Annotated in this window: 21 protein-coding genes; all 21 read left to right on the top strand. The window is 66.0% G+C overall.

Going from position 1 to position 15,439, the window contains the following annotated elements; all coding sequences use genetic code 11:
* The first annotated feature begins 26 nt into the window (after positions 1–26).
* A complete protein-coding gene (gene mlaD / locus AC3WL8_RS10995; RefSeq protein WP_153955118.1) occupies positions 27–539 on the top strand; it encodes an outer membrane lipid asymmetry maintenance protein MlaD in 513 nt (170 codons plus the stop codon).
* Positions 536–1,558, top strand: coding sequence for an MlaA family lipoprotein (locus tag AC3WL8_RS10990; protein ID WP_492378268.1), 1,023 nt, complete (start codon positions 536–538; stop codon positions 1,556–1,558). Before mlaD ends, AC3WL8_RS10990 begins: the two co-directional genes overlap by 4 nt.
* A 214-nt stretch (positions 1,559–1,772) precedes the next feature.
* A complete protein-coding gene (locus AC3WL8_RS10985; RefSeq protein WP_153955120.1) occupies positions 1,773–2,402 on the top strand; it encodes an MlaC/ttg2D family ABC transporter substrate-binding protein in 630 nt (209 codons plus the stop codon).
* Positions 2,403–2,512: 110 nt separating this feature from the next.
* Positions 2,513–2,851, top strand: a complete 339-nt coding sequence (locus AC3WL8_RS10980) for an STAS domain-containing protein (protein ID WP_492378267.1) — start codon at positions 2,513–2,515, stop codon at positions 2,849–2,851.
* A 251-nt stretch (positions 2,852–3,102) separates the two neighbouring features.
* A complete protein-coding gene (locus AC3WL8_RS10975) occupies positions 3,103–4,053 on the top strand; it encodes an ABC transporter ATP-binding protein (RefSeq protein WP_153955121.1) in 951 nt (316 codons plus the stop codon).
* Positions 4,050–4,871 (top strand): ABC transporter permease, encoded by an 822-nt coding sequence (locus AC3WL8_RS10970; protein ID WP_371827378.1) that lies wholly within the window; start codon positions 4,050–4,052, stop codon positions 4,869–4,871. The genes AC3WL8_RS10975 and AC3WL8_RS10970 overlap by 4 nt, the downstream gene beginning before the upstream one ends.
* Positions 4,872–4,911: 40 nt before the next feature.
* Positions 4,912–5,160 (top strand): BolA family protein, encoded by a 249-nt coding sequence (locus AC3WL8_RS10965; protein ID WP_010812335.1) that lies wholly within the window; start codon positions 4,912–4,914, stop codon positions 5,158–5,160.
* Between the two features lie 81 nt (positions 5,161–5,241).
* Positions 5,242–6,492, top strand: a complete 1,251-nt coding sequence (murA, locus tag AC3WL8_RS10960) for a UDP-N-acetylglucosamine 1-carboxyvinyltransferase (protein WP_013958206.1) — start codon at positions 5,242–5,244, stop codon at positions 6,490–6,492.
* A 9-nt stretch (positions 6,493–6,501) separates the two neighbouring features.
* Entirely contained in the window at positions 6,502–7,176 is a 675-nt protein-coding gene (gene hisG, locus AC3WL8_RS10955) for an ATP phosphoribosyltransferase (RefSeq protein WP_010812333.1), read from the top strand.
* 39 nt (positions 7,177–7,215) lie between these two features.
* The gene (hisD, locus tag AC3WL8_RS10950; RefSeq protein WP_013958205.1) at positions 7,216–8,556 is read left to right on the top strand and encodes a histidinol dehydrogenase; all 1,341 of its coding nucleotides are present in this window, start codon (positions 7,216–7,218) and stop codon (positions 8,554–8,556) included.
* Positions 8,557–8,603: 47 nt separating this feature from the next.
* A complete protein-coding gene (hisC, locus tag AC3WL8_RS10945) occupies positions 8,604–9,704 on the top strand; it encodes a histidinol-phosphate transaminase (RefSeq protein WP_492378266.1) in 1,101 nt (366 codons plus the stop codon).
* 4 nt (positions 9,705–9,708) lie between these two features.
* Positions 9,709–10,296 carry an imidazoleglycerol-phosphate dehydratase HisB gene (gene hisB / locus AC3WL8_RS10940; RefSeq protein ID WP_013958203.1) on the top strand — a complete coding sequence of 196 codons (588 nt, stop codon included), beginning with the start codon at positions 9,709–9,711 and terminating at the stop codon, positions 10,294–10,296.
* A 92-nt stretch (positions 10,297–10,388) separates the two neighbouring features.
* Positions 10,389–11,012, top strand: coding sequence for a YchE family NAAT transporter (locus AC3WL8_RS10935; RefSeq protein ID WP_010812329.1), 624 nt, complete (start codon positions 10,389–10,391; stop codon positions 11,010–11,012).
* On the top strand, positions 11,009–11,662 hold the full coding sequence (gene hisH / locus AC3WL8_RS10930; protein WP_013958202.1) for an imidazole glycerol phosphate synthase subunit HisH: 654 nt from the start codon (positions 11,009–11,011) through the stop codon (positions 11,660–11,662). Before AC3WL8_RS10935 ends, hisH begins: the two co-directional genes overlap by 4 nt.
* Positions 11,663–11,800: 138 nt before the next feature.
* The gene (gene hisA / locus AC3WL8_RS10925) at positions 11,801–12,547 is read left to right on the top strand and encodes a 1-(5-phosphoribosyl)-5-[(5-phosphoribosylamino)methylideneamino]imidazole-4-carboxamide isomerase (protein ID WP_153955125.1); all 747 of its coding nucleotides are present in this window, start codon (positions 11,801–11,803) and stop codon (positions 12,545–12,547) included.
* A 60-nt stretch (positions 12,548–12,607) separates the two neighbouring features.
* Positions 12,608–13,378 (top strand): imidazole glycerol phosphate synthase subunit HisF, encoded by a 771-nt coding sequence (hisF, locus tag AC3WL8_RS10920; protein WP_013958201.1) that lies wholly within the window; start codon positions 12,608–12,610, stop codon positions 13,376–13,378.
* Positions 13,379–13,380: 2 nt separating this feature from the next.
* Positions 13,381–13,785, top strand: coding sequence for a phosphoribosyl-AMP cyclohydrolase (gene hisI / locus AC3WL8_RS10915; RefSeq protein WP_013958200.1), 405 nt, complete (start codon positions 13,381–13,383; stop codon positions 13,783–13,785).
* Positions 13,782–14,153: a phosphoribosyl-ATP diphosphatase gene (locus AC3WL8_RS10910; protein WP_013958199.1), complete on the top strand. Its 372-nt coding sequence runs from the start codon at positions 13,782–13,784 to the stop codon at positions 14,151–14,153. The genes hisI and AC3WL8_RS10910 overlap by 4 nt, the downstream gene beginning before the upstream one ends.
* 60 nt (positions 14,154–14,213) lie before the next feature.
* Complete coding sequence (locus tag AC3WL8_RS10905) at positions 14,214–14,606, top strand: DUF4870 family protein (protein WP_041228198.1); 393 nt, start codon at positions 14,214–14,216, stop codon at positions 14,604–14,606.
* A gap of 63 nt (positions 14,607–14,669) precedes the next feature.
* Positions 14,670–15,026, top strand: coding sequence for a histidine triad nucleotide-binding protein (locus AC3WL8_RS10900; RefSeq protein WP_013958197.1), 357 nt, complete (start codon positions 14,670–14,672; stop codon positions 15,024–15,026).
* A gap of 148 nt (positions 15,027–15,174) precedes the next feature.
* Positions 15,175–15,408: a Sec-independent protein translocase subunit TatA gene (gene tatA / locus AC3WL8_RS10895; protein WP_492378265.1), complete on the top strand. Its 234-nt coding sequence runs from the start codon at positions 15,175–15,177 to the stop codon at positions 15,406–15,408.
* The last annotated feature ends 31 nt before the right edge of the window (positions 15,409–15,439 follow it).

Raw genomic sequence — 15,439 nt, 5'->3', positions numbered from 1 at the left:
CTACGGGGTTGAAGAAAGAGATTCCAATGAAAAAGAATGCACTCGATTTCTGGGTGGGGCTGTTCGTCGCGGCGGGCTTTGTCGCCGTGCTGTTCCTGGCCCTCAAGGCGGGGAACATGAGCGCCTTTTCCTTCCAGGACACCTATAGCGTGCAGGCGCGCTTTGATAATATCGGCGGGCTCAAGCCGCGCGCGCCGGTCAAGAGCGCGGGCGTGGTGGTCGGCCGCGTGGCGGCGATCCGCTTCGACGACAAGACCTACCAGGCCACCGTCGAGATGAGCCTGGAGAAGCGCTACCAGTTTCCCAAGGACACCTCGGCCAAGATCCTGACATCCGGACTGCTCGGCGAGCAGTACATCGGCCTGGAAGCCGGCGGCGACACCGCCATGCTGGCCGAAGGCGGACGCATCATCATGACGCAGTCGGCGGTGGTGCTGGAAAACCTGATCGGCCAGTTCCTGTACAACAAGGCGGCAGATGCCGGCGGCGGTGCGTCCGCCGGTGCCAGCGCACCGGCGCCGGCAGGGGACCTCAAATGAGCGTTGCCCCATCCTTCTGCAAGGGCCTGGCCGCGGTGGCTGCCGCGGCCGTGCTTGCCGGTTGCGCCACGGGCCCCACCGCCAATCCGAAAGATCCGCTGGAGCCGTTCAATCGCGAAGTCGCGAAGATCAACGAGGACTTCGACAAGGGCATCCTGCGCCCGGTGGCCCAGGTCTATGCCGACTACATGCCCACGCCGGTGCAGCGCGCGGTGGAGAACTTCTTCTCCAATGTGAGCGATGTCTACTCGGCGGCGAACAACCTGCTGCAGGGCAAGCCCGCCCGCGCCGCAGAGGACACCATGCGCGTGGCCATGAACACCGTGCTGGGGATCGGCGGCCTGATCGACATCGCCACCCCGGCCGGCCTGCCCAAGTACAAGGAAGACTTCGGCCAGACGCTGGGCGTGTGGGGCGTGCCGCCCGGGCCGTACCTGGTGCTGCCGCTGTTCGGGCCCAGCACGGTGCGTGACACCGGCGGCATGCTGGTGGACCGCAGTTTCGATCCATCGGCCTATTTCTATCCGGTATCGCTGCGCAACTCGCTGACCGGCGTGCGCATCGTCGCCGGCCGGGCGCAGCTGCTGGGCGCGAGCAACCTGCTGGAGCAGGCGGCGCTGGACAAGTACTCGTTCATGCGCGATTCCTACCTGCAGCGGCGCCAGTACCTGGTCTACGACGGCAACCCGCCGGAAGGCGACGAGGATGCAGACAGCGCCCCGGAGGCGCCGGCGGCGCGCCCTGAAGCCCCTGGCGGGGCCGAAGGTGAAAAGCCTGCCACGCCCGCTACGCCCGCTACGCCCGCTACGCCGGCGCAGCCTGCAGCACCGGCACCGGCACCGGCACCGGCACCGGCACCGGCACCCGCCGCGCCGCCGGCCGACGCCTCGGCCCCGGCCGCCACCCCGGCGCAGCCTGCGCAGACGCCCCCGGGCGACCTGCAGCCTGAGAGCCAGAGCCTGCCGATACCGCCCATGGATCCGATGCAGCGGATCGTGCCGGGTGTTCGTATCCGCTGACTCTGCGTGGCGCGGGCGGCTCCAGGGCCCGCGCCAGGCTGTGAATGCCCTGTGAGGGCTGAAACAATTTGTTTATAAGTAGTGGAAAAGGCGCTTGTTGGGGCAACCACCGCTCCGCGCTTATGTTCCAATCACCGCAAGGCCGCGCGCCAGCCAATGGCGCCCGGCCAGTTCGCCTTCGGCGAAAAATGTCTTTGATAAAGAAGGAAAATCCATGATAAAGCGACTGTTGGTCCCCTTCCTTACGGTAGTTGCCTTCGCAGGCACGGCGCACGCCCAGGTGGCGGCCCAGGACGCAGCGACCCCGGACGGGCTGGTCAAGGCCGTGGTCAGTGACGTGATGACGACCGTCAAGGCCGACAAGGACATGCAGGCCGGCAATATCGCCAAGATCACCGCGCTGGTCGAGCAGAAGATCATCCCCAACGCCAACTTCCAGAAGACCACGCAGATCGCCATGGGCCGCAACTGGTCCAAGGCCACGCCCGAGCAGCAGAAGCAGATCACCGAGGAGTTCAAGACCCTGCTGATCCGCACCTATGCCGGCGCCATCGCCCAGATCCGCGACCAAACCGTGCAGTACCGCCCGTACCGCGGCACGGCTGACGATACTGATGCCACCATCCGCACCCAGGTCGTCAACAAGGGCGAGCCGATTCAGATGGACTACCGCCTGGAAAAGACCGCCCAGGGCTGGAAGGTCTATGACATCAACGTGCTGGGCGCCTGGCTGACCGAAGCCTACAAGGGCAGCTTCAACACCATCGTCGGCCAGCAGGGCGTCGAGGGCGTGATCAAGACGCTGCAGGACCGCAACCGCCAGCTGGCCAGCGCCAAGAGCTGAGGCGCGCGTGCCCAACGGTGCGCCGCTGCAATGCAGCACGGCACGCCGATCTGCTCTACAATGGCCGTTCGCGGCACAGACTCCCGCCCGATGTGCGGGAGTCGTCGTTTTTGCCACCGTATTCAAGCTACCGATCCCCAGGCCACGCATCCATGCTCTCGCTAGGCACCTCGCTGACCAACCAGAACGCCGCCGCCGTGCTGCGTGACGGGCTGGCACGCGTGGCGCAGGGCGAGGTGCAGGTCGACTGCACCGGCCTGGCGCAGGTGGATTCCTCTGCGGTCGCCGTGCTGCTGGCATGGAACCGCGCCGCCGCCGCGCGCAGCCAGGCGCTGTCGCTGCGCGGCGTGCCGCCGCAGCTGTCGCAACTGGCCAGCCTGTACGGCGTGGACGGCCTGCTGGGCCTGGCCCCCGCGGCCGCGCCGCAAGGGCACCACCACCGACATTGATCCGGCATCGCCGGTCGCCAGCACGGCGGCCGCCCGCGATGCCGCGGCGACGGCCCTGCGCGGTCGCCGAGCCCCTGGGGGCAGATCAAGCGGGACCCTCCCCGCATCCCCTATAATTCCGGGTTGTTCGCCCATCCCCCCGCCTGTTACCGGTTCATGCCACGCCGGGCCAGGAAGTCCGGGCACGCAGTTGCTCCCCAATTCCCGGCGGCCGGCCCCGAAAAAGCCGGACCCGCCACAAACAATCGGCCATGAAAGCCATTGAAATCCACGACGTTCGCAAGCGCTACCGCAACCTGCAGGCGCTCAAGGGCGTCAGCTTCACCGTCGAACGCGGCGAATTCTTCGGCCTGCTCGGGCCCAACGGCGCCGGCAAGACCACGCTGATCTCGATCCTCGCCGGCCTGAACCGCGCCGATTCCGGCCGCGTCAGTGTGCTTGGTCACGATGTCGTCGCCGACTACCGGATGGCCCGGCGTATGCTGGGCGTGGTGCCGCAGGAGCTGGTGTTCGATCCGTTCTTCACGGTGCGCGAGACGCTGCGGCTGCAGTCGGGCTACTTTGGCCTGACCCGCAACGATGACTGGATCGACGAGATCATGGCCAACCTGGACCTGACCGGGAAAGCCGACGCCAATATGCGCCAGCTCTCGGGCGGCATGAAGCGGCGCGTGCTGGTGGCGCAGGCGCTGGTGCACCGCCCGCCGGTTATCGTGCTGGACGAGCCCACCGCCGGTGTGGACGTGGAACTGCGCCAGACGCTGTGGAAGTTCATCTCGCGCCTGAACCGGGAAGGGCACACCATCATCCTGACCACGCACTATTTGGAAGAGGCCGAGGCCCTGTGCGACCGCATCGCCATGCTCAAGTTCGGCGAAGTGGTGACGCTGGACCGCACCAGCAACCTGCTGACGCAGTTTGCCGGGCTACAGCTGGTGCTGACCTTTGCGCGCGGCGTCCTGCCGCCGGCGCTGGAGCCGCTGCGCATGCCGGCCAACCCCGGCGAGCGCGCGGTGCGCCTGCGGTTGTCGGGCTACCAGGCGGTTGAACCGATCCTGGCCGCCTGCCGCGAAGCGGACTGTGACATCGAAAACATGGAAATCAACAAGGCCGACCTCGAGGACGTATTTGTGCAGATCATGCGCCGCGAGGGGCATATGCCCGGTGCGTTGCCCGATCCGGCGATGGAGGCCGTGGCATGAAGCAGCCTGGCGATATCGAGGTCCTGGACGACACCGGCCTTGGGCCGATGGCCGTGGGCGGCCTGGTGGGTTTCCGCACCCTGCTGTACAAGGAAGTGCTGCGTTTCTGGAAGGTCAGCTTCCAGACCGTGGCCGCGCCGGTGCTGACCGCGGTGCTGTACCTGCTGATCTTCGGCCATGTGCTGGAAGACCGGGTCAAGGTCTATGACCAGATCAGCTACACCGCCTTCCTGGTGCCCGGCCTGGTGATGATGAGCGTGCTGCAGAACGCGTTTGCCAACAGCTCGTCATCGCTGATCCAGTCCAAGATCACCGGCAACCTGGTGTTCGTGCTGCTGCCGCCCTTGTCGCACTGGGAGATGTTCGGCGCCTATGTGGTGGCCTCGGTGATCCGCGGGCTGACCGTGGGCCTGGGCGTGCTGCTGGTGACGGCGTGGTTTGCCAACCTGCATTTTGCCTATGTGGCCTGGATCCTCGTCTTTGCGCTGCTGGGTGCGGGCATCCTCGGCACGCTGGGCCTGATCGCCGGTATCTGGGCCGAGAAATTCGACCAGCTGGCCGCGTTCCAGAACTTCCTGATCATGCCGGCGACCTTCCTGTCCGGTGTGTTCTATTCGATCCATTCGCTGCCCGCCTTCTGGCAGGCGGTGTCCCATGCCAATCCGTTCTTCTACATGATCGACGGCTTCCGCTATGGCTTCTTCGGCGTCTCGGACGTGTCGCCGCTGTTCAGCCTGGCAGTGGTCGGATCGGCGTTCGTGGTGCTGGCCGCGCTGGCGCTGCGCTTGCTGAAGTCCGGATACAAGCTGCGCCACTGAACTGTGGCCGGCCATACTGAATCACGCTGAAGAGAACCCCATGCTGCCTACACCGGAACAAGTCAGGGATTACATTGCCCAAGGACTGCCCTGCGAACATCTGCAAGTCGAGGGCGATGGCCAGCACTTCTTTGCCACCATCGTCAGCGCCGAATTTGAAGGCAAGCGGCTGATCCAGCGCCACCAGCGCGTCTATGCCGCGCTGGGCGACCGCATGCGTGCCGAGATCCACGCGCTGTCGATGAAGACGCTGACGCCTGCCGAGTGGCAGGCGGGCGAAGGCAAGTAAGCCCCGCCAATATGCGCCGCGCCACCCGCGCGGCCCCAGAACCATGACGCCGGGCGCGTGCCCGGCTCCAGACGACAGAACATGGACAAATTCCAGATCCACGGCAATGGCCCGCTGAAGGGCGAAATCCGCGTGTCGGGCGCCAAGAACGCCGCCCTGCCGATCCTGTGCGCGGGCCTGCTGACGGCGGATACCGTCTCGCTGGACAACGTGCCGAACCTGCAGGACGTGCGCACCACCCTCAAGCTGCTGCGCCAGATGGGCATGCAGGCCGAGTTGGATGGCGCCCGCGTGACCCTGAACGGCGCCGACGTCAACGTGCTCGAGGCCCCGTATGAGCTGGTCAAGACCATGCGCGCCTCGATCCTGGTGCTGGGCCCGCTGGTGGCCCGCTTCGGCGAGGCCCGCGTGTCGCTGCCCGGCGGCTGCGGCATCGGCGCGCGCCCGGTCGACCAGCACATCAAGGGCCTGCAGGCGATGGGCGCCGAGATCAGCATCGAACACGGCTTTATCCATGCCCGCGCCAAGCGCCTGAAGGGCGCGCGCGTGGTCACCGACATGATCACCGTGACCGGCACCGAGAACCTGCTGATGGCTGCCACGCTGGCCGAAGGCGAGACCGTGCTGGAAAATGCCGCGCGCGAGCCCGAGGTGACCGACCTGGCCCACCTGCTGGTCAAGATGGGCGCGAAGATCGAAGGCATCGGCACCGACCGCCTGGTGGTGCAGGGCGTGGAGCGCCTGCATGGCGCCAGCCACAGCGTGATCGCCGACCGCATTGAGGCCGGCACCTTCCTGTGCGCCGCCGCCGCGACGCTGGGCGACCTGGTGCTGCGCGGCGTGCAGCCGGACATCCTCGACACCGTGCTCGACAAGCTGCGCGAAGCCGGCGCAAAGCTCGAGACCGGCGCCGATTGGATCCGCCTGGCGATGCCGCAGCGCGCGAAGGCCGTGAGCTTCCGCACCTCGGAGTACCCGGCCTTCCCGACCGACATGCAGGCCCAGTTCATGGCACTCAATGCCGTGGCCGAAGGCACCGCGCGCGTGACCGAGACCATCTTCGAAAACCGCTTCATGCACGTGCAGGAACTGAACCGCCTGGGCGCGGACATCGCGGTCGAAGGCAATACCGCGGTGGTCAACGGCGTGCCGCGCCTGTCGGGCGCCAACGTGATGGCGACCGACCTGCGCGCCTCGGCCAGCCTGGTGATCGCCGGCCTGGTGGCCGATGGCGAGACCGTGATCGACCGCATCTATCACCTGGACCGCGGCTACGACCGCATGGAAGACAAGCTGTCGGCAGTGGGCGCGAAGATCCGCCGCATTGCCTGAGGAAGTCCGATGAGCCCCACTTTCAACGCATCGCCCAACCAGCTGACGCTGGCGCTGTCCAAGGGCCGCATCTTCACCGAGACGCTGCCGCTCCTGGAAGCCGCCGGCATCCGCGTCACCGAGGACCCCGAGACCTCGCGCAAGCTGATCCTGCCGACCTCCGACCCGGCCGTGCGCGTGGTGATCGTGCGCGCCTCGGACGTGCCGACCTACGTCCAATATGGCGCCGCCGACTTCGGCGTGGCCGGCAAGGACGTGCTGATGGAAAGCGGCATGGCCGGCCTGTACGCGCCGATCGACCTGAACATCGCGCGCTGCCGCATGTCGGTGGCGGTGCCGGCCGGGTTTGACTACGCCAACGCGGTGCGCCAGGGCGCGCGCCTGGCCGTGGCTACCAAGTACGTGCAGACGGCGCGCGAGCATTTTGCGAAAAAGGGCGTTCACGTCGACCTGATCAAGCTGTACGGTTCGATGGAGCTGGGTCCGCTGGTGGGCCTGTCCGATGCCATCGTCGACCTGGTCAGCACTGGCAGCACGCTGCGCGCCAACAACCTGGTCGAAGTCGAAGAGATCGTGCAGATCTCGTCGCGGCTGGTGGTGAACCAGGCCGCGCTCAAACTCAAGCGCGAGCGGCTTGCGCCGATTCTCGACGCATTCGAACGAGCTTCGGCGGCGCTGGCGTAAGGCCACACCAGGCCCGCGCCGACTGAGAGGAAAGTAGTCATGAACGCAACCGAAATGGAAAACCTGCCGATCCGCCGGCTCGATTCCAGCAAGCCTGGCTTTGCCGAGGCGCTGGGCCAGGTGCTGGCCTTCGAGGCTGGCGAGGACGAGGCCATCGATCGCGCCGCGGCGCAGATCCTGGCCGACGTGAAGGCGCGCGGGGATGCCGCGGTGCTGGAATACACCAAGCGCTTCGACCGCGTGGAAGCGTCGTCGATGGGCGCGCTGGAGGTGTCGCAGCAGCAGCTGGAAGCCGCGCTCGAAGACCTCGAGCCCAAGCGCCGCGCCGCGCTGGAGGCCGCCGCCGCGCGCGTGCGCGCCTACCACGAGAAGCAGAAGATCGAATGCGGCAGCCACAGCTGGGAATACACCGAGGCCGACGGCACCATGCTCGGCCAGAAGGTGACGCCGCTGGACCGCGTCGGCATCTACGTGCCGGGCGGCAAGGCCGCGTATCCGTCGTCGGTGCTGATGAACGCGATCCCGGCGCGCGTGGCGGGCGTGAAGGAAATCATCATGGTCGTGCCCACGCCGGGTGGCGTGCGCAATGAGCTGGTGCTGGCCGCCGCGCAGATCGCCGGCGTAGACCGCGTGTTTACCATCGGCGGCGCCCAGGCGATTGGCGCGCTGGCCTACGGCACGGCGACGCTGCCGCAGGTCGACAAGATCGTCGGCCCCGGCAACGCCTATGTGGCCGCGGCCAAGCGGCGCGTGTTCGGCACCGTCGGTATCGACATGATTGCCGGCCCGTCCGAGATCCTGGTGATCTGCGACGGCACCACCGACCCCGACTGGGTGGCGATGGACCTGTTCTCGCAGGCCGAGCACGACGAGCTGGCGCAGTCGATCCTGCTGTGCCCGGACGCTGGCTATATCGCCCGCGTCGAAGCCAGCATCCAGCGCCAGCTCGGCACCATGCCGCGGCGCGAGGTGATTGCCGCGTCGATCTCCGGCCGTGGCGCGCTGATCAAGGTGCGCGACATGGAAGAGGCCTGCGAGATCGCCAATGCGATCGCGCCCGAGCACCTGGAGATCTCCGCCGAGAACCCGCGCCAGTGGAGCGAGAAGATCCGCCACGCCGGCGCCATCTTCCTGGGCCCCTATACCAGCGAGTCGCTGGGCGATTACTGCGCGGGCCCGAACCACGTGCTGCCGACCTCGCGCACCGCGCGCTTCTCTTCGCCGCTGGGCGTCTATGACTTCCAGAAGCGTTCGAGCCTGATCGAAGTGAGCGAGGGCGGGGCGCAGATGCTCGGCCAGATCGCCGCCGAACTCGCGTACGGCGAAGGCCTGCAGGCCCACGCCCGCAGCGCGGAATATCGTTTCAACAAACGCAGTTGATCTACTGACCCACGCTGCCTGATAACGCAGCCAACTTTGGAGTTCCCATGTCAGCCGTAGAGCCCTCCCTGATCGAACGCATCATCCGTGACGACGTACGCGCCATGGGCGCCTACCACGTGCCGGATTCGCACGGTCTGGTCAAGCTTGACGCGATGGAGAACCCGTACCGGCTGCCGCCCGATCTGCGCCGCGAACTGGCCGAGCGCCTGGGCGAGGTTGCGCTGAACCGCTACCCGGTGCCCAGCAGCGAAGCGCTGCGCGCGAAGCTGAAGACCGTGATGCAGGTGCCCGCCGGCATGGATGTGTTGCTCGGCAATGGCTCGGACGAGATCATCAGCATGCTGGCGCTGGCCGCGGCCAAGCCCGGCGCCAAGGTGATGGCGCCGGTGCCGGGCTTCGTCATGTACGCGATGTCGGCGCAGTTCGCCGGCCTGCAGTTCGTCGGCGTGCCGCTGCGCGCGGACTTCACGCTCGACCGCGCCGTCATGCTGGCGGCGATGGCCGAGCACCAGCCCGCCATCATTTACCTGGCCTACCCGAACAACCCGACCGGCAACCTGTTCGATGCCGCCGACATGGAGGCCATCGTCCGCGCCGCCCAGGGCGAGGTCTGCAACAGCCTGGTGGTGGTCGACGAGGCCTACCAGCCGTTCGCGCAGCACAGCTGGATGCCGCGCCTGACGGAATTCGGCAACCTGCTGGTGATGCGAACCGTATCCAAGCTGGGCCTGGCCGGCATCCGGCTGGGCTACCTGGCCGGCGCGCCGGAATGGCTGTCGCAGCTCGACAAGGTGCGCCCGCCCTACAACGTCAATGTGCTGACCGAAGCGACAGCGCTGTTCGCGCTGGAGCATGTGTCGGTGCTGGACGAACAGGCCGCGCAGCTGCGCGCCGAACGCACCCGCGTGGCCGACGGCATGGCCGCCCACGCGGGGGTGACGGTGTTCCCCAGCGCCGCCAACTTCCTGCTGGCGCGCGTGCCGGATGCTGCACAGACGTTCGACCGGCTGCTGGCCCGCAAGGTATTGATCAAGAACGTGAGTAAAATGCACCCGTTGCTGGCCAATTGTCTGCGCGTCACGGTCAGCACCCCCGAAGAAAACGCGCAGTTCCTTGAGGCATTCGCAGCGTCGCTGCAGGATTAACACCATGCGTGTTGCAGAGGTCACCCGCAATACTTCGGAAACGCAAATTCGCGTTTCCCTGAATCTCGACGGCAGCGGCCGCCAGAAACTGGCGTCCGGCGTGCCGTTCCTTGACCACATGCTGGACCAGATCGCCCGGCATGGCATGTTCGACCTGGAGGTCGAAGCCACCGGCGACACGCATATCGACGACCACCACACGGTGGAAGACGTGGGCATCACGCTCGGCCAGGCCGTGGCAAAAGCCATCGGCGACAAGAAGGGCATCACCCGCTACGGCCACAGCTATGTGCCGCTGGACGAATGCCTGTCGCGCGTGGTGATCGATTTCTCCGGCCGCCCCGGCCTGGAATTCCACGTGCCGTTCACGCGTGCGCGCGTGGGCAGCTTCGATGTGGACCTGACCATCGAGTTCTTCCGCGGCTTCGTCAACCATGCGGGCGTGACCCTGCATATCGACAACCTGCGCGGCATCAATGCCCACCATCAGTGCGAGACCGTGTTCAAGGCCTTTGGCCGGGCACTGCGCATGGCGGTGGAGCTGGACCCGCGCGCGGCGAACACGATCCCGTCGACCAAGGGTACGCTCTGACCTTTCCACCACGGTAGGCGTGCCGGCTGGTTGCGGCGCCCGCTGACCTTCCAAGCCTGAACCTGGCCAGCGATGCTGGCGACCCGCAACCGATGGATACGCTCAAGTCGTTTATTTCGCTGCTGGCGCTGATCAACCCGATCGGGGCGATCCCGTTCTTCATCAGCCTGACCAGCCTGCAGACGGAAGCGGAAAAGCTGCGTACCATCAAGATCGCATCGGTTTCGGTGGCGATCGTGGTGGCGGTGTCGGCCTTGCTGGGGCAGCAGATCATCGAGTTCTTCAATATCTCGGTGGCGTCGCTGCAGGTGGGTGGCGGGCTCATCATGATCATGATGGCCATGAACATGCTGAACGCGCAGACCAGCCGCACCAAGGCCACGCCGGAAGAAGAGGACGAGGCCGAGGTAAAGTCCAGCATCGCGGTGGTGCCGCTGGCGCTGCCGCTGCTGACCGGGCCGGGCTCGATCAGCACGGTGATCGTCTATGCCGGCAAGACCCAGCACTGGTACCAGTTGCTGATCCTGGTCGGCCTGGGCGTGGTGATCGGTGCGGTGGTGTACCTGGTGTTTCGCGCGGCCGACCCGATTGCCCGGGTCATCGGCCGCACCGGCATCAATATCGGCACGCGCCTGATGGGGCTGATCCTGTCGGCGCTGGCCGTGGAATTCATTGTGGACGGGCTGAAGACATTGTTGCCTGTTTTGAAATCATGACTACCATAGCAATTGTGGATTACGGCATGGGCAACCTGCGCTCGGTGGCGCAGGCGCTGCGTGCCGCGGCGCCGGAAGCGGACGTGCGCGTGGTGAATGCCCCCGAAGGCATCCGCTCGGCCGACCGCGTGGTGCTGCCCGGCCAGGGCGCGATGCCCGACTGCATGTCGGCGCTGGGCGCGTCCGGGCTGCAGGAGGCGGTGGTGCAGGCCGCCGCCAGCAAGCCGATGCTGGGCGTGTGCGTGGGCGAGCAGATGCTGTTCCAGTTCAGCACCGAAAGCCGGGCCGGCGTGGACCGTACGCCGGCGCTGGGCCTGATGCCCGGCCAGGTGGTGCGCTTTGCGCTGGACGGCATGACGCAGCCCGACGGCTCGCGCTACAAGGTGCCGCAGATGGGTTGGAACCGGGTTCGCCAGGCCAGGCCGCACCCGCTGTGGGACGGTATCCCGGACGACAGCTGGTTCTATTTCGTCCACAGTTACTATGTGCAGGCGCAGGACCCGGCCCATGTTGCCGGTGAAACGGAATACGGAGTCGTATTTACCAGCGCGGTAGCGCGCGATAATATTTTCGCGACGCAGTTCCACCCCGAGAAGAGCGCGGCCCTGGGCCTGCAGCTGTACCGGAACTTCGTCCACTGGAATCCCTGACCCGATTCGTTTTTTTACCGATCATCGACCGCTAACTCGACCCGTCACCCGACCTGTTTCCGATCGACTATCGACCCGACCTGACCGGCAGCGCCGGTCTCGCTCAATCTCTATCACTCAACCACGCTCGTCACGCATATGTTGCTCATTCCGGCCATCGACCTGAAGGACGGTCAGTGTGTACGCCTCAAACAAGGCGACATGGACCAGGCCACCGTCTTTTCCGAAGATCCCGCCGCCATGGCACGGCACTGGGTGGAGCAGGGCGCCCGCCGCCTGCACCTGGTGGACCTGAACGGCGCGTTCGTGGGCAAGCCCCGCAACGAGGAGGCCATCAAGGCCATCATCGCCGAGGTCGGCGACGAGATCCCGGTGCAGCTGGGGGGCGGCATCCGCGACCTGAACACCATCGAACGCTGGCTGGATGACGGCCTGTCGTACGTCATCATCGGCACGGCCGCGGTGAAAAACCCCGGTTTCCTGAAGGACGCCTGCTCGGCCTTCGGCGGCCATATCATCGTCGGCCTGGATGCCAGGGACGGCAAGGTGGCGACCGACGGCTGGAGCAAGCTGACCGGCCACGAGGTGGCGGACCTGGCACGCAAGTATGAAGACTACGGCGTCGAGGCCATCATCTACACGGATATTGGCCGCGACGGCATGCTGCAGGGGATCAATATCGATGCCACCGTCAAGCTGGCGCAATCGATGTCGATTCCGGTGATCGCCAGCGGCGGGCTGTCCAACCTGGCCGACATCAACAACCTCTGCGCCGTCGAGGGCGAAGGTGTCGAAGGCGTCATTTGCGGCCGAGCGATCTACTCCGGGGATCTCAACTTTGCCGCCGCGCAGGCACTGGCGGACAAGCTGCGCGACGGGCAATAAGGCAACGCGCCGCGGGCGCAGCCGCCGCCAGGCCGGAACTGGCGGCGGACAAGGAATCTCATGCTAGCCAAACGTATCATCCCCTGCCTGGACGTGACCAACGGGCGGGTGGTCAAGGGCGTCAACTTTGTCGAGCTGCGCGACGCGGGCGATCCCGTGGAAATCGCGCGCCGCTATGATGAGCAGGGCGCCGATGAAATCACATTCCTGGACATCACCGCGACCAGCGACGGGCGTGACCTGATGCTGCACATCATCGAGGATGTGGCGTCGCAGGTCTTTATCCCGCTGACGGTGGGCGGCGGCGTGCGCACGGTCGAAGACGTGCGGCGCCTGCTCAATGCCGGCGCGGACAAGATCAGCGTCAACTCGTCAGCCATCGCCAATCCGCAGCTGGTGTCGGACGCGACCGCAAAGTACGGCTCGCAGTGCATCGTGGTGGCGATCGACGCCAAGCGCAGTTCCGCCCCGGGCGAAGCGCCGCGCTGGGAAGTCTTCACCCACGGCGGGCGCAAGGCCACCGGCCTGGATGCGGTCGAATGGGCGCGAGAGATGGCCGCGCGCGGCGCCGGCGAGATCCTGCTGACCAGCATGGACCGCGATGGCACCAAGAGTGGTTTCGACCTGGAACTGACCCGCGCCGTCAGCGACGCCGTGCCGGTGCCGGTGATCGCCTCGGGCGGCGTCGGCGGCCTGCAGGACCTGGCCGACGGCATCACCCAGGGCCGCGCCGACGCGGTGCTGGCCGCCAGCATCTTCCACTACGGCCAACACACCGTAGGCGAAGCCAAGGCATTCATGGCCCGCGAGGGCATTCCCGTGCGGATCTGATCATGGCAAAGAAGTGGCTCAACAAGGTCAAATGGGACGATAACGGCCTGGTGCCGGTGATCGTGCAGGAAGTCGGCTCGAATGACGTGCTGATGTTCGCCTTCATGAACCGCGACGCGCTCCAGCGCACCGTGGAGCTGGGCGAGGCCGTATTCTGGTCGCGCTCGCGCAAGCGCCTGTGGCACAAGGGCGAAGAGTCCGGCCACGTGCAGAAAGTGCATGAGATCCGCCTGGACTGCGATGAAGACGTGGTGCTGCTCAAGGTGACCCAGATCGACAATATCGCCTGCCATACCGGACGCCATTCCTGCTTCTTCCAGAAGTTCGAGGGCGATGTGGAAGCCGGCGACTGGCACACGGTCGAGCCGGTGCTGAAGGACCCTGCCCAGATCTACACCAAGCCATGAGCGACACCCAACTCAGCAGCAATGATGTCCTGGCGCGCCTGGCCGAAGTGCTGGAATCGCGCAAGCCCGCCAACGGCGGCGACCCTGACAAGTCCTACGTGGCGCGCCTGTTCAGCAAGGGCGACGATGCCATCCTGAAGAAGATCGGCGAGGAAGCCACCGAGACCGTGATGGCCGCCAAGGACGCGCGCGCCGCCGGGCAGAGCGGCGCCGAGGCCGGCAAGGTGGTCTATGAAGTGGCCGACCTGTGGTTCCACAGCATGGTATTGCTGGCCAACTTCGGTCTGACCCCGGCGGATGTGGTCAACGAGCTCGCGCGGCGCGAGGGGCTGTCTGGCCTCGAGGAAAAGGCCCGGCGCAAGGACTAGCTGGCGCAGGCGCCGGCCGGTCTTCCGCCTGCCCGCAAGGCAGGTTTCCAACCAAGGGCAATGATGGCGAACGACTACACCGGGCAAGTCACCACTCCAAGCGGCGAACAGTTGAGCAGCCTGCGCAAGCTGCTGCACATCCTGTATGCCCTGTATGCGATCTTCTGGCTGACCGGCGGCATCACCGCGCTGATCGCCATCGTGATCGACTACGTCAAGCGCGACGACGCGCGCGGTTCGCTCTATGCCTCGCACTTCGCCTGGCAGATCCGCTCGTTCTGGTGGTCGGTGGTGTGGGGCGTGCTGGGCGGGGTGCTGTTTGCGACAGTTGTGCTGATACCGCTGGCCTTTGCGGTCTGGGGCGTGCTGTCGCTGTGGATGCTGTATCGTATCGTCAAGGGCTGGCTGTACCTGAATGACAGCAAGCCGATGTACCCGGATCAGCAGTTCTGATGCCGGGCAGGCCGGGCGCGCGAAAGTGACAGTGGGTGCCGCGGCCGTCGCAATGAAATCTTCATGAACGCTCAGGATAATTGCATCTTCTGCAAGATCGTGGCCGGCCAGCTACCGTCGCGCAAGGTCTATGAAGACGACGACATGGTGGCCTTCCACGATATCCATCCCAAGGCCCCGGTACACTTTCTGGTTATTCCCAGGTTGCATGTCGACTCGCTGGCCGATTGCGGCGCCGGCGAAGGGGCGGTGCTTGCTAGAATGATGCTGAAGGTGCCTGAACTGGCGCGCGCGGCAGGCTGTGCCAACGGTTTTCGGACGGTGATCAATACCGGCCCGGACGGTGGGCAAGAGGTCTACCACCTGCACCTGCATGTGCTGGGTGGGCCGCGCCACGCGTGGAAGGCACCGCTGCCCTGACCGGGCAGCCTTGGCATGGGAGCGCCCGCGGCGGAAACGCCCCGGGCAGAAGCTGCGCCGGCAACCGTCGCCCGGCGCGGCCATAACGGGACGGAACAACGGGTCCGGGCATATCTGATTGCGCCCGCGGCTTCATCAGGAGCAAGAAATGGGTTCGTTTAGCATTTGGCACTGGCTGATCGTGCTGGTGATCGTCATGCTCGTGTTCGGCACCAAGAAACTGCGCAATATCGGCCAGGACCTGGGCGGCGCGGTTAAGGGCTTCAAGGATGGCATGAAGGAAGGCGAAGGCAAGGCGGCCGCCGATCCTGCCCAGTCCAAGGAACTGCGCGACTCCAACACCATCGACGTCGAAGCCAAGGAAAAGACCCGCCAGCAGTAATCCGGCGGTGTGCCATCCCTTCTACGCAAAC

It is taken from the genome of Cupriavidus sp. FW305-F7 (assembly GCF_058782875.1).
This window is presented reverse-complemented; position numbering and strand designations above follow the sequence as displayed.

Coding starts and splice junctions, on each gene's coding strand:
- tatA (WP_492378265.1), top strand. CDS start 15,175: ATGGGTTCGTTTAGCATTTGGCACTGGCTGATCGTGCTGGTGATCGTC.
- AC3WL8_RS10965 (WP_010812335.1), top strand. CDS start 4,912: ATGCTGCCTACACCGGAACAAGTCAGGGATTACATTGCCCAAGGACTG.
- hisG (WP_010812333.1), top strand. CDS start 6,502: ATGAGCCCCACTTTCAACGCATCGCCCAACCAGCTGACGCTGGCGCTG.
- AC3WL8_RS10905 (WP_041228198.1), top strand. CDS start 14,214: ATGATGGCGAACGACTACACCGGGCAAGTCACCACTCCAAGCGGCGAA.
- hisC (WP_492378266.1), top strand. CDS start 8,604: ATGTCAGCCGTAGAGCCCTCCCTGATCGAACGCATCATCCGTGACGAC.
- AC3WL8_RS10990 (WP_492378268.1), top strand. CDS start 536: ATGAGCGTTGCCCCATCCTTCTGCAAGGGCCTGGCCGCGGTGGCTGCC.
- hisH (WP_013958202.1), top strand. CDS start 11,009: ATGACTACCATAGCAATTGTGGATTACGGCATGGGCAACCTGCGCTCG.
- AC3WL8_RS10970 (WP_371827378.1), top strand. CDS start 4,050: ATGAAGCAGCCTGGCGATATCGAGGTCCTGGACGACACCGGCCTTGGG.
- AC3WL8_RS10935 (WP_010812329.1), top strand. CDS start 10,389: ATGGATACGCTCAAGTCGTTTATTTCGCTGCTGGCGCTGATCAACCCG.
- murA (WP_013958206.1), top strand. CDS start 5,242: ATGGACAAATTCCAGATCCACGGCAATGGCCCGCTGAAGGGCGAAATC.
- hisA (WP_153955125.1), top strand. CDS start 11,801: ATGTTGCTCATTCCGGCCATCGACCTGAAGGACGGTCAGTGTGTACGC.
- AC3WL8_RS10975 (WP_153955121.1), top strand. CDS start 3,103: ATGAAAGCCATTGAAATCCACGACGTTCGCAAGCGCTACCGCAACCTG.
- hisD (WP_013958205.1), top strand. CDS start 7,216: ATGAACGCAACCGAAATGGAAAACCTGCCGATCCGCCGGCTCGATTCC.
- hisF (WP_013958201.1), top strand. CDS start 12,608: ATGCTAGCCAAACGTATCATCCCCTGCCTGGACGTGACCAACGGGCGG.
- hisB (WP_013958203.1), top strand. CDS start 9,709: ATGCGTGTTGCAGAGGTCACCCGCAATACTTCGGAAACGCAAATTCGC.
- AC3WL8_RS10900 (WP_013958197.1), top strand. CDS start 14,670: ATGAACGCTCAGGATAATTGCATCTTCTGCAAGATCGTGGCCGGCCAG.
- AC3WL8_RS10985 (WP_153955120.1), top strand. CDS start 1,773: ATGATAAAGCGACTGTTGGTCCCCTTCCTTACGGTAGTTGCCTTCGCA.
- hisI (WP_013958200.1), top strand. CDS start 13,381: ATGGCAAAGAAGTGGCTCAACAAGGTCAAATGGGACGATAACGGCCTG.
- mlaD (WP_153955118.1), top strand. CDS start 27: ATGAAAAAGAATGCACTCGATTTCTGGGTGGGGCTGTTCGTCGCGGCG.
- AC3WL8_RS10910 (WP_013958199.1), top strand. CDS start 13,782: ATGAGCGACACCCAACTCAGCAGCAATGATGTCCTGGCGCGCCTGGCC.